This window comes from Paraeggerthella sp. LCP19S3_G8 (assembly GCF_052119225.1).
GTDB lineage: Bacteria > Actinomycetota > Coriobacteriia > Coriobacteriales > Eggerthellaceae > Paraeggerthella > Paraeggerthella hominis.
Genome location: NZ_JBQKFQ010000019.1, coordinates 1 through 10,889, shown reverse-complemented (window position 1 = coordinate 10,889; position 10,889 = coordinate 1). Strand labels below are relative to the sequence as shown.

Sequence of the window (10,889 nt, the reverse complement as noted above, 5' to 3'; positions counted from 1 at the left end):
CCGGACTGTTTTGTGCCCTCACCGGCGGCACAAAACAGTCCGGCGGGTTCAAATTTTTCCCAAGCGCGGTGAGATGCCGCGCTCTCGTTCTCTGCCGTGAGATGCGGCAAAGGAGGCTCCAGAATCATGGCGAAAGGTGCTCGTATCCGCTCTGGGCCTATGCCGGACGAGAACTCTGCACGGTCTGATGCTCGCGGCTACAGGCTGGAGGATTTGCCAGCGTCCGGCTATGACGGCCCGGTGCCCGACTTTCCACTGCCCAACGTGACTGATCGTGAGTCTGAGGTATGGGAGTGGGCGTGGCGGACTCCGCAGGCGTGCGCGTGGTCGATGGACGTGTCGGGGTGGCTGGTGCGTTCGGTGGCGATGTGGACTCGGCTGTCTGTCCGGTGTGAGGACGCCACCGTGTCGGCCCCGGTGCTGGGGCAGTTGCATCGTTTCGCTGAGCACATCGGCTTGACGCCTGCTGGTTTGGCAGCTCTGGGGTGGAAGATCACAACCCGCACCGCCTCGTCAGTCGAGGCTGAGGCTGCGACGCCGAAGCGGTCTCGCGGCTCGAAGCTGAGAGCGATCAATGGCGGCCTCGCTTCCTGACGATGACTGGTCGGTTGCGTGGCCAACTCTGGGGTATCTGTCTGCTGACTGGATCGAGGCCCACTGCCTGGTCGCTGACGGCTGGTCGATGGGTGAGCCGTTTGTGCATGACGGCTGGCAGTTGTGGTGCACACTCAACCATTACAGGGTGAAGCCGAAGGCGGTGTTCAACCAGGCCCGCCCGGTGGGTGCGCCAGCGTTCCAGTATCGCCGTTCGCAGGTGGTGGGGCCGCAGAAGACGGGGAAGTCGCCGTGGGCTGCGTCGCTGATCCCGTTCGAGGCTGTCGGGCCGTGCATTTTCGCTGGCTGGGCTGTTGGTGGCGAGCGGTATCGGTGTGTCGATCATGGCTGCGGTTGCGGGTTCGTCTACGCCTACGATGCGGGTGAGCCGATGGGTATTCCGCGGCCGGTGTCCCGCATCCAACTGTTGGCGACGGCTGAGGATCAGACCGACAACATTTACGCGCCGCTCCAAGAGATGATCAGGCGCGGCCCGCTGCAGGAGCTGATGCGGGTTCGTGAGGATTTCATCCGCACGCCGAACAATGGCGAGGTGTTGCCGATCACGGCTGCACCGAACTCGAAGGTGGGCGCTCCCATCCATTTCGCGGTGGCGGATGAGTCAGGCCTGTACACGGGCAAGCTGATCAAGGTGTGGCAGCATATGCGCCGCGGCTTGGCGGGTATGGGTGGTCGTGGCCTGGAGGTGACGAACCCGTGGGATCCGATGGAGAACTCGGCGGCTCAGCAGACGTTTGAGTCATCATCGAAGGATATTTTCCGGTTCTACCGCAGGCCGCCCACTGACCTGAGGTTTGAGCTGAAATCTGAGCGGGCGAAGATTCTGCGGTTTGTGTATCGCGGGTCGCCGTGGGCTGATCTGGAGGCAATCGAGGCCGAGTGCGCCGAGTTGATGCACACCGACCCGGCGCAGGCGAAGCGGTTCTTTGGGAACATGCTGGTGCAAGGCTTGGGCGCGTTCCTGCCTGAGGCTGTGGTGGAGGCTGCTGAGCTTGCGGTCGACGTGCCGGACGGCGCGGCGGTGTGTGGCGGGTTTGACGGGTCACGGTCGAGCGACTGGACGGCGCTGCGATTGCAGACGATTGACGGGCATCGGTTCACGCCAACGTATGGGCCAGATCAGCGTCCAGCGGTATGGAACCCAAGGGAGTGGCCGGAGGGTCGTATCCCTCGCGGCGAGGTTGATGCCGCCGTGGATGAGGTGATGCGCCGCTACAGGGTGGGGCGCATCTACTGCGACCCGCGGCACTGGGAAACGCAGGCCGATGCGTGGGCGTCGAGGTTCGGTGACGATGTGGTGCTGCAGTGGCCGACGAACTCGATTGCGCGCATGTTTCCAGCACTGGTCAGGTACCGGGAGGACATGGCCGAGGGGTTGACGACGCACGCCCCGGATGAGGTGTTCAAGGCTCAGGCGTTGGCGGCCCGGATGGTCGCGAAACCGGGCGACAAGTTCATTCTCGGCAAACCGGCTGAGCATTTGAAGATCGATGTGGTGATGGCTGACGTGCTGGCGCACGAGGCTGCCGCGGATATGGCGGCGGCCGGTTGGTCGACCGAAGCCAAGGAAACGATTTTCTTCCTATGAGTCGCGAAAGGGGTGGCTGCGTGTGCTGAGTGTTGACGAGCTGCAAACTCTTGACCGGCTGTACCTCGACCTACGTTCCCATCGTGATTCTGACGACATGCTGCTGTCCTACTACGACACGGAGCATGCCTTCACGCATATCGGGTTGGCGTTGCCGCCTGAGTATCGCCGCGAGTATGACGTGATCACGTCGGGGGCGGCTGTGGTGGTGGACTCTGTGGTTGATCGCCAGCAGATGCGCGCCCTCGTGCTCCCCGGCGAAGAGGAGGCCGATGACCGGTTGCGCGCTATCTGGGATGCGTCGAACGGCGACGTGCAGCTCGCGATGTTCAATCGGGATCGCAGACTGTTTGGTCGGGCGTTCCTGACGGTGGGCGGCAATAACAAGAATCCAGATCTGCCGTTGATCCGTGCCGAATCTCCGCGTGAGATGGCTGGCCTTGTTGATGAGCGTCACGAGATGGTGACGGCGGCTGCACGGTTCTACGGCGTGGATGCCATGACTCGACGCACCCCTTGTTTCGCGACGCTGTATCTGCCTGATGAAACGGTGTGGGTTGAGTGGTCGCCGCGTACCGGCAAGTGGGTCGAGGTCGACCGCGACCATCACCGGATGGGTGTCGTCCCAGTGTTCATGCACCTCAACAAGAGGGTTTCAGGGTCATGGGTTGGGAGAACGGCGCTGACCAGGGGCCTGCGGTCGATCATCGACAGCTCGTGCCGGAATCTGACGAACCTGCAGTTCGCGGTCGAGTCGCATGGCATCCCCCGCATCTTCATGACCGGGGTCGTGAAGGGCGATTTTGTTGACCCGAAGACTGGTGAGCCGTTGCCGGTATGGGCCGCCTACTACAACGCGATTCACACAATCACAAACCCGCAGGCGAAGGTCGGACAACTCACCGCCTCCGATTTGAAGAACTTCCGCGCCGCCCAGGAGGCGTATGCGATCGAGATGTCGGCGGCGACGGGCTTCCCGATCTCGTATTTCGGGCTCTCGACAGCGAATCCTCCGGCTGAGGGCGCGATCGTGGGCGAAGAGAAACGGCTTGTGCGTACCTGTGAGGCGGAGAACTCCGAGGTGGGTATGACTGTCGGATGGGCCGCTGCGCTCGCCTATCAGATCGCGACTAAGACGCAACTCCCCGGCAACAGGGTGCGGGTGGATTGGCACAATCCGGCGACCCCGACGGTGGCGCAGCGCATGGACGCGGTCGTGAAGGCCAAGCAGTCCGGCATCGTGTCCCGAGAAGGCGCTTGGGATGAGTTGGGGTGGTCGCCCGCCCTAAAGCGTCGCGAAGAGGGATATTTCCGTAACGAGGCGAACCTCGACCCTGAAATGCAGCTCGCATCGGAGCTGATACGTGGGACCGGCTGACAGTTTCCATCTGGCGCAGATCGCGACCGGGCGCGGCGTCGAGGTGCTGGTGTCGCGGATTTGGCGTAACGGCATGCGGCGTCCTGAGGATTGGCCGGATGTGTCGCGGCGATTGTCAGTGACGGTTGCTGCCGGTCAGGTGAGGGCTGCTGAGCGTGCTGGCCAGTTCGCGGCTGACGCTCTGGGCGTGGACTCGCTGATCAACCCGCGCAGCTTCGCCGGTCTCGCCTCCGATGGCCGCTCGCTGGATGGGCTGCTGTACTCGGGTGTGGTGCGTGCGCGTTCGGCATCGGGGCCGATGGCTGAGCGTATGGCGGCTGGTGGTCAGTGGATGGCGGGCCTCGCGAAGACCATGGTGGCTGACGCTGGTCGGGCTGCGACGCAGGCGACGATTGCGGCAACGCCGCGAGCTGGGTGGGTGCGTCTGGTGCGGCCCCCGTGTTGCCAGAGGTGTGCAGTGCTGGCTGGGAAGTGGTTCCGATGGAATGAGGGTTTCCGGCGGCATCCACTGTGCGACTGTGTGCATCGTCCGGCGCTGAGTGCGTCGCCGCCCGATTATTCGTCATCGATCGCACCTAGCCAGATTCACGACCTGACTGAGGCGCAGCGCAGGGCGATAGATGAGGGTGCGGACGTTAATCAGGTGATCAACGCTTATCGCAGAAGCTCGAAGAGTCGCGAATCACACCTGCTGACTACTGAGGGGATGTCGAAGCACGGAACCGCGAGGAACGCCTTGGGTAGATCGGGGAAGAGGCTTACCCCAGACGGCATTTTCCGCATCGCGGAATCGCGGGAGGAGGCGGTGCGCCTCCTGGTGGAGCACGGATACATCCTCCCCAATGGGCCGCTCGGGAGAGGCGGCGCTGCCGGGTACGGACAATTCGGTCGCGGCGGCAAGAGGGTCGCAGCACGGAATGCGGTCGAGCAGGCAAATGCGGCCGGAGTCAGGGCTGGCGACAGGTACACGATGACTGCGGCGGAGCGTCGCATGCACGACGCCAAGGTGAGGCTGAATGCGGCTCGCAAGAGCGGCGATTCCTCCGAGATCGCCGCCGCGGAGAAGGCATATCAGCGTTGGTTTGCGACAAGCGGCCAGATTTACACATGACCACCCAGGGGCGAGATGCGCCGGACAAAACATGAGGGAGACGAGATGTCCAACCCCGCAAGCAATGCCGTGCCTGATGAGCAGGGCGAAGCGACCAACCAGCCGCACCCCCCAGACTCTGGCGGCGATTTCAAAAACGACGACTCGAAAAACGCTGTGCTCGCCGATCTGGCCAAGGAGCGCGACAAGCGCAAGGCGCTGGAGGATCGTTTCAACAAGCTGGCGGCCGCGCTCGGAGTCGACCAGAAGGCCAGCAAGGATGCCGACCTGTCGGAGAAGGTGGCCGACTTGACGACCCGCCTCGACGTGTCGGAGTTGGCGCGTCGTCACGGCATCACTGATGAGGACGATTGTGCTGCGCTGGCGGCCGTCACTGATTCGCAGGCCCGAGCCAAGCTCGCTGCCCGCCTCGCACCCCAGAAGGGTGCCGAGAAGGGTGAAGAGCCTGACGACGCCACCGTTTTCCCGCGCCCCAAACCGGATGCCTCGCAAGGCTCCAAGGGTGCGCCCCCCAAACCTGAGCCGCTGCCGGGCCGCGACCGTCTGGTTGCTGGCATCGAAGCGGCGCTGGGGAAGAAATAAGCCGTCTCGCCACCCCCCGGCGAGCGAAACCAGAAAGGAGTGAACAGCTATGGCTGTTACTTTCGCACAGGCCGCCACGTTGGTGGCCGACCCCGTTCGCCGGGGTGCCATCGAAACCGCGTCGCAAGTGTCGTGGGTGTGGGACAGGATGCCGTTCGAGGACATCGAGGGCAACGCCTACGCATACGACAAGGACAAGGTGCTTCCCGGCACCGCGTTCCGCACCGTCAATGAGGCGTACGTCGAGTCGACCGGTGTCATCAATCAGGCCACTGAGAATCTGGTGATTCTGGGTGGCGACGCCGATGTTGACCGCTACATCGAGCGCACTATGCGTTCGGCTCGCGGCGTGCTGTTGGCTGACCAGATCAGGATGAAGCTGGAGTCGGCGCAGGCCACCTACGTGGACGCCATGTTCAACGGCGACACTGCGGTGGATCCGAAGTCGTTCGATGGTCTCAAGAAGCGGCTCGTCGGGTCGCAGGTCATCGACTCAACTACGGCCCTCACTAGCGACGCCGCTCTGGACGACCTCGACAGCCTGTTCGCGGCTGTCGACGGCGGCCCCGATGTGGTGTACACGTCGAGTGATCTGCTCGGCAAGTACAAGTCGCTTGCGCGCAAGCTCGGCGGCTCCGAGTACGTCGTCTCGGAGATGACCGGCAAGCGTGAATGGACCTGGAACGGCGTGCCGTTCATCGACCCCGGCAACCACTGGTCGGGGCGCAAGATTCTGCCTGTCGGCGGCGGCGACCTGTACGCGATCAAGTTCGCCTGGAACACCGGCTCGGTTGGTGTGATGGGCATCCAGAACGGCCCGCTCGACTGCTACACGGTCGGCGAGTTGCAAGAGAAGCCTGCCTACCGTGCACGCATCGACTACTACCCCGGCCTTGTCGTGCAGGGTGGCCGCGCCGCGGCTCGCCTGCGTGGCGTCCAGAAGGCCTGAGAGGAACTGGATCATGGCTACTCGACCCAAAACAACCCGCATCGCGGATGACCAGACGCAAAACAAGCCGCAGGCCACCGCAGCAGGCGACGCGCCCGCCGACACGTTCGACCCGGCGGAGCGTGCCAGCTCAGCGCCGGCCGACAAGGCCGCTGCTGCGGCTGCTGGTCACATGACGGTGAATGCGATCAAGCCGGTTGCCTCTATCCCGACACCTGCTGGCGGCAACCGGTCGGAAACGTATTCAGCGTTCGATCAGACCGGCAAGGAGTTCACCGTCACCCACAACTATGACACGGGCGCGACGAGCGCCGTACCGAAGGGGTGACTCAATGAGTGAGGGGGTGGCGAGGCGCTACTCGCAGAGCGATCTGGAGGCGAATTTGGGCCGCCCCCTCACCGATGCCGAAGCGCGTCAGGCCGAGCTGTGGACTGAGTGGGCTGAGGCGACCATCGCGAGACGCACGGGTGGCCTCGACCAACTAGACCAAGACATGTTGCGCATGGTGCTCGTAGAGTCCGTGTCAGCGCGACTGCGGCGTCCCGATCCGGTGACGCAGGTCAGTGTGCGTGTCGATGACGCGTCGGTGATGCGCAGCTATGCAGCATCGACCGGCCTGATCGAGATCCGCCCCGAATGGTGGGAAGCCCTCGGAGTGGTCGAGACCGGAGCGTTCTCAGTGTCGCCATACGGGGAACCTGGCCGCCATGTTGCTCGATGACGTGCGGGCCGAGCTGCCCGGACTGAGGGCGCAGGCCGAATCGCTGATGACCTCACAATGGCGCATTGAGCGGGACACGGGTGAGATGTCCGAGTCCGGCTACAGCGACCAGGCTATGCGAGAGGTCGTCTATGAGGGACGAGGCAAGCTCCAAACCTACGAGGGCTACGAGCAGTCAACCACCATCGGCCCATCGTCGGCCGTGGTGCAGCGGATGCAGCTCCATGTCCCGGTCGGCGACTACAAGCCGCAGCTGGGTGACATCGCCACCTGCATCGCCGCCACAGACTCCGGTCTGGTGAGGCGCCGTTTTCGGCTGGCTCAGACGTGGCCAGTCAAAGATTTCGCGACCGCCTACCGGGTATCCGTGGACGAGATCGTGAAAGGGGCCTGATGGCTGGTGCATCGATCGACGTAACCGAGGTCCGCGAAGCGGTCGCTGACATGTCGCAGGTGCCTGTCCGAGTGCTCGCGAAGGTCAGGCTGATCGTCGCCAAAGGCTCCCTGAACATCAAGAATCAACTGCGTGCCGAGGCTGAAAAGTCGCGGCACTTCAAGCTGTCCGCCCACATCAACTACGAGCTTGACTCTGACGAGTACGGCTCGCAGATCGGGCCGGTGAAGGTGGGTGCGGGCAACCTTGCGAACATCGCCTACTTCGGGGGCTCGCGGGGTGGCGGTGGGACGCTGCCTGACCCGCGTGTGGCGCTGGAGGCCGAGACAGCCGAGTTCATGCGCCAACTCGCGGACGCCGCGGTCGAGTCGGTGTTCTCGTGAGCACCGTCGTCGACGCTCTGGACGCGATGAAAGCCCGCCTCGAGTCGGTGCTGTCGGTGCCGGTGCTGATCGGTGACGGCACGGGCTCGACGCCGCCGTTCGTGGTGGTGTGGTCCGGGACAGAGGATCGGCAGGCCGACGAGTCGGCTGCTGGCTCGTGCGGGCAGTGGTCCGCACCTGTGGGCGTGACGTTCACGGCCCGTCTGCCGCGGACTGCGCTCCGCATGGCGTCCGATGGGAAGCAGGCCCTAACCCCTGACTTGATGCCCGCGCTGCTGCCGTCATCGGTGGCGCGGTTTCTCATCACTTACGAAGAGTCGACGCCGGTTGATGTCGACAGGGCTGTGGTGCTGCCCGAATCCAACACAAACCCGGCCTACACGGTCGTCATGTTCACCGTCTACACCCAGGAGATCTCATGAGCCTCATCGCCGCTATCGATACCCGCACCGGGAAGGTCCTGCCTGATCTGGTGCCTGAGCACTGGCTGGATCACCCGCTGCTGGGTAAGCATCTGGCCCCCGTCGAGGACGCAACCCCGGTCGAGCCGGAGGGCGAACCCATCAAGGAGGACAACACCCCAACCACAAAGCGCGGCAAGGCCGCTGAAACGAAGGAGTAAGCCATGGCCGGAGGAGTACGCACCCTTGCCGATGGAAACACGAAGCTGACTATCCTCATCACCCGCCCCGCGAACCTCGACGCGATCACGCTGACGGAGTTGCAGGCCGGCATCGAGGCGTCCTGCAAGGTCGCCAAGAGCGGTACGAAGTTCTCGCCGTCGGCGTCGGATACAGAGCAAGACGCCCCCCTGTGCAACGAGGGTAACTCGGCTGCGCTGGGCGCCTCGAACTACGAGGGCACGCTCGCCCCGTTCTGGTACCTCGACAAGGACGGCAAGTACGTCCTCGAGGACAACGCGGTCTACGAGGCGGCACGCGCCAAGGGCGCGACCCTGACCTACGTGTTCCGCGAGGGGCCGAAGTCGGCGGTGGCGTGGGCGCAGGACGACCGCTACGACGCCTACGTGGGCGTCTCTGATAACCCGCAGAAGTCGGACGGCGGCGGCTACGTGAAGCGCACTATCCCAGTGCAGGTGCAGGCCGCCGCGCTCGACAAGACGGTCGCCGCCGGCGGCTAACCCCCCCATCCGCGACTGTCCGGCCCCGAGCTGTCCTTCCCCCAGGGCCGGGCAGTCGCACCTACTGGAAGGACACCCCATGACCAAGAAGAATGACGAAGCGCTTGGCGAAACCACCCCGCAAGCGGTGACCGACGACACCCTCGACCCTGCCGGGTTCGACCTCGCCGCATGGCTGGAAGGTCTCGCGCCGGCGAAGGCGCACTATAACCTCGAGGGCTGCGAGATCGTGATGCAGGCCCGCACTCAGACGTGGCGGGACGAGTTCATCGCCACCCACGAGAAGGACGAGGACGCCGAGCAAACCAATCTCGAGTTCCTGGCGGCGCACATCGCATCCCCGGCAGGCATGACCGCCGATGTGCTGCGGGCCATGCGCGAGACGCACGCCCCCGAGGTGGATGAGCTGGCGACATTGGCGCTCCAGCTCGACACGAAGCCGCGCAGCCAGATCGCGCCGCGTTTTTTGCCCTCTGCCTCCGACTGACAGGCAACGCGTGGGCGCTGGACGCGCTCACGTCGGCACGCGAGTGGGGGGTGCGTCCCAGCGTCATGCTGGGCATCCCCACCCGCGTACCATGGTCGGAGGTTGACCGATACCTCGCCCAGGCTTTGACGATCCGGGATGCGTCGCTGTGTCCGGGTGGCTGCGGCCACTATCTGGACGAGACCAGCGAGATGGATGGCTGGCATGAGGAGCGCCGCATCCGCTGTGATGCGTGCGCGGCGAAAGCGGAGGCCGAGAAGCAGGATCCGACGCAGCCGGGCGAACTGTCCTACGCAGTGCGGGTCGACTAGCTCTGCGCGTCCGCAAAGACCCGCTCGCGATGAGTCGGGCACAGATTCTGGGCCGCTGACAGGGTGATCGCCGCCGCGAGGTCTGGGTCGGGGTCGCCGCCCCCTCCCCATCGCATGAGCAAAAGTGCGGCCGCTTTCCATCCAGCCTCATACCCGCCGCCGTCGTCGAGCGCCCTGCATGCCGCCCAACCTGCCATCAGCAACTGATTGTCTGTGATCTTTCCGACCTTGGCGCCGGTGACCGTGATCATCGTCCGGAACATGTCGGGGTCGGCTGGCTTGGTGGGGCTGGGCGTTGGGGTGGTTGTCACGGTCACAGTCTCGGCCGCAGGGGCTTGAGTATCAGTCGCCGGGGGTGAGCAACCCACCGCGAGCAGAGGCAGCAACAGCAGTAGTGCACGACGCATGACACCAATCTACGCCGACAGGGGGTGACTCGATGGCTGATCGCAGCATCGTTGTCCGGCTGAGGGCCGAGGTCTCGGACTTCAACGCCCAGATCGGCAGCGCCTCCAAGTCGCTGTCGACCCTGATCGATGAGTCGAAGCAGTTCGACAAAAAAGCGACCACGACGATGGGGCAGATCGTCCAGTCGGCCAAGCTGCAGCGGGAGGCGTGGACGGGCACTGGGCAGGCGATGATCGCCGCTGGCGCGCCCGTGCTCGCGTTCAACGCGGCGATCGCCAAGACCGGCATCGAGTACAACACTTTGCAGCAGAAGTCGCGGGCAGCGATGCGCACCCTCATGGGTGGTGCCCGTGAGGCGAACGACCAGATGGACAAGCTGGACGAGTTTGCCCGCACCTCGCCGTTCTCCAAAGCGGTGTTTATCTCGGCCCAGCAGCAGATGCTCGGCTTCGGCATCGAGGCGCAGAAGGTCATCCCATACCTGTCGGCGATCAACGATGCGGTGGCGGCGACGGGCGGCTCGAACGAGGACATTTCCGAGCTGACGCGCATTTTCTCCCAGGTGAAGGCGGCGGCGAAGATCACCGCCACGGACCTGATGCAGTTCGGTCAGCGCGGTGTGGATGCTGCGACCCTGATCGGCTCCCAGATGGGCAAGACGGGTGCCGAGATCAGGGGCGAGATCACCAATGGCACGCTCGATGCTGGGCAGGCGCTCGATGCGCTCGCCGCTGGCATGTCGGAGCGGTTCGCCGGCGCGTCCGCGAACGTCAAGAATACGATGACCGGCGCGACGGACCGCGTGAAGGCGGCATGGCGT

General features: G+C 64.3%; 17 protein-coding genes. 16 read left to right on the top strand and 1 reads right to left on the bottom strand.

What is annotated here, in order from left to right; genetic code table 11:
- The first annotated feature begins 240 nt into the window (after positions 1–240).
- The 15 genes from ACTQZK_RS13010 (at position 241) to ACTQZK_RS12940 (ending at position 9,661) form a co-directional block, all read left to right on the top strand.
- A complete protein-coding gene (locus ACTQZK_RS13010; protein WP_441899737.1) occupies positions 241–594 on the top strand; it encodes a hypothetical protein in 354 nt (117 codons plus the stop codon).
- The gene (locus tag ACTQZK_RS13005) at positions 575–2,203 is read left to right on the top strand and encodes a hypothetical protein (protein WP_441029632.1); all 1,629 of its coding nucleotides are present in this window, start codon (positions 575–577) and stop codon (positions 2,201–2,203) included. Before ACTQZK_RS13010 ends, ACTQZK_RS13005 begins: the two co-directional genes overlap by 20 nt.
- A gap of 22 nt (positions 2,204–2,225) precedes the next feature.
- Complete coding sequence (locus ACTQZK_RS13000) at positions 2,226–3,581, top strand: phage portal protein (protein ID WP_441899736.1); 1,356 nt, start codon at positions 2,226–2,228, stop codon at positions 3,579–3,581.
- Positions 3,568–4,692 (top strand): hypothetical protein, encoded by a 1,125-nt coding sequence (locus tag ACTQZK_RS12995; protein WP_441549931.1) that lies wholly within the window; start codon positions 3,568–3,570, stop codon positions 4,690–4,692. The genes ACTQZK_RS13000 and ACTQZK_RS12995 overlap by 14 nt, the downstream gene beginning before the upstream one ends.
- A 45-nt stretch (positions 4,693–4,737) precedes the next feature.
- On the top strand, positions 4,738–5,274 hold the full coding sequence (locus ACTQZK_RS12990) for a hypothetical protein (protein ID WP_441549930.1): 537 nt from the start codon (positions 4,738–4,740) through the stop codon (positions 5,272–5,274).
- A gap of 49 nt (positions 5,275–5,323) precedes the next feature.
- The gene (locus ACTQZK_RS12985) at positions 5,324–6,223 is read left to right on the top strand and encodes a major capsid protein (protein ID WP_441042207.1); all 900 of its coding nucleotides are present in this window, start codon (positions 5,324–5,326) and stop codon (positions 6,221–6,223) included.
- Positions 6,224–6,236: 13 nt separating this feature from the next.
- Entirely contained in the window at positions 6,237–6,551 is a 315-nt protein-coding gene (locus ACTQZK_RS12980) for a hypothetical protein (protein ID WP_441549929.1), read from the top strand.
- Positions 6,552–6,555: 4 nt separating this feature from the next.
- Positions 6,556–6,945, top strand: a complete 390-nt coding sequence (locus ACTQZK_RS12975) for a hypothetical protein (RefSeq protein WP_421016213.1) — start codon at positions 6,556–6,558, stop codon at positions 6,943–6,945.
- Positions 6,932–7,339, top strand: a complete 408-nt coding sequence (locus tag ACTQZK_RS12970) for a DUF6093 family protein (protein WP_441549928.1) — start codon at positions 6,932–6,934, stop codon at positions 7,337–7,339. The genes ACTQZK_RS12975 and ACTQZK_RS12970 overlap by 14 nt, the downstream gene beginning before the upstream one ends.
- The gene (locus ACTQZK_RS12965; protein ID WP_435546291.1) at positions 7,339–7,722 is read left to right on the top strand and encodes a hypothetical protein; all 384 of its coding nucleotides are present in this window, start codon (positions 7,339–7,341) and stop codon (positions 7,720–7,722) included. The genes ACTQZK_RS12970 and ACTQZK_RS12965 overlap by 1 nt, the downstream gene beginning before the upstream one ends.
- On the top strand, positions 7,719–8,144 hold the full coding sequence (locus ACTQZK_RS12960; protein ID WP_441042214.1) for a hypothetical protein: 426 nt from the start codon (positions 7,719–7,721) through the stop codon (positions 8,142–8,144). Before ACTQZK_RS12965 ends, ACTQZK_RS12960 begins: the two co-directional genes overlap by 4 nt.
- A complete protein-coding gene (locus tag ACTQZK_RS12955; RefSeq protein ID WP_441549927.1) occupies positions 8,141–8,344 on the top strand; it encodes a hypothetical protein in 204 nt (67 codons plus the stop codon). The genes ACTQZK_RS12960 and ACTQZK_RS12955 overlap by 4 nt, the downstream gene beginning before the upstream one ends.
- A 3-nt stretch (positions 8,345–8,347) precedes the next feature.
- The gene (locus tag ACTQZK_RS12950) at positions 8,348–8,863 is read left to right on the top strand and encodes a phage tail tube protein (RefSeq protein ID WP_441549926.1); all 516 of its coding nucleotides are present in this window, start codon (positions 8,348–8,350) and stop codon (positions 8,861–8,863) included.
- Positions 8,864–8,942: 79 nt separating this feature from the next.
- Positions 8,943–9,350, top strand: a complete 408-nt coding sequence (locus ACTQZK_RS12945) for a hypothetical protein (RefSeq protein WP_441085627.1) — start codon at positions 8,943–8,945, stop codon at positions 9,348–9,350.
- Between the two features lie 65 nt (positions 9,351–9,415).
- Positions 9,416–9,661: a hypothetical protein gene (locus ACTQZK_RS12940; RefSeq protein WP_441549925.1), complete on the top strand. Its 246-nt coding sequence runs from the start codon at positions 9,416–9,418 to the stop codon at positions 9,659–9,661.
- Here ACTQZK_RS12940 and ACTQZK_RS12935 read toward each other — a convergent pair.
- Complete coding sequence (locus tag ACTQZK_RS12935) at positions 9,658–9,978, bottom strand: hypothetical protein (protein ID WP_441899735.1); 321 nt, start codon at positions 9,976–9,978, stop codon at positions 9,658–9,660. The two genes, ACTQZK_RS12940 and ACTQZK_RS12935, sit on opposite strands and share 4 nt — an antisense overlap.
- A gap of 122 nt (positions 9,979–10,100) precedes the next feature.
- Between ACTQZK_RS12935 and ACTQZK_RS12930 the strand changes: the two genes are divergently transcribed.
- On the top strand, positions 10,101–10,889 hold a 789-nt coding region (locus ACTQZK_RS12930; protein WP_441899734.1), incomplete at its 3' end, for a tape measure protein.

Excerpts from the sequence above, each read along its gene's own strand:
- ACTQZK_RS13005 (WP_441029632.1), top strand. The coding sequence starts at position 575 with ATGGCGGCCTCGCTTCCTGACGATGACTGGTCGGTTGCGTGGCCAACT.
- ACTQZK_RS12980 (WP_441549929.1), top strand. The coding sequence starts at position 6,237 with ATGGCTACTCGACCCAAAACAACCCGCATCGCGGATGACCAGACGCAA.
- ACTQZK_RS12985 (WP_441042207.1), top strand. The coding sequence starts at position 5,324 with ATGGCTGTTACTTTCGCACAGGCCGCCACGTTGGTGGCCGACCCCGTT.
- ACTQZK_RS12955 (WP_441549927.1), top strand. The coding sequence starts at position 8,141 with ATGAGCCTCATCGCCGCTATCGATACCCGCACCGGGAAGGTCCTGCCT.
- ACTQZK_RS12970 (WP_441549928.1), top strand. The coding sequence starts at position 6,932 with ATGTTGCTCGATGACGTGCGGGCCGAGCTGCCCGGACTGAGGGCGCAG.
- ACTQZK_RS12940 (WP_441549925.1), top strand. The coding sequence starts at position 9,416 with ATGCTGGGCATCCCCACCCGCGTACCATGGTCGGAGGTTGACCGATAC.
- ACTQZK_RS12950 (WP_441549926.1), top strand. The coding sequence starts at position 8,348 with ATGGCCGGAGGAGTACGCACCCTTGCCGATGGAAACACGAAGCTGACT.
- ACTQZK_RS12965 (WP_435546291.1), top strand. The coding sequence starts at position 7,339 with ATGGCTGGTGCATCGATCGACGTAACCGAGGTCCGCGAAGCGGTCGCT.
- ACTQZK_RS12975 (WP_421016213.1), top strand. The coding sequence starts at position 6,556 with ATGAGTGAGGGGGTGGCGAGGCGCTACTCGCAGAGCGATCTGGAGGCG.
- ACTQZK_RS12945 (WP_441085627.1), top strand. The coding sequence starts at position 8,943 with ATGACCAAGAAGAATGACGAAGCGCTTGGCGAAACCACCCCGCAAGCG.
- ACTQZK_RS12990 (WP_441549930.1), top strand. The coding sequence starts at position 4,738 with ATGTCCAACCCCGCAAGCAATGCCGTGCCTGATGAGCAGGGCGAAGCG.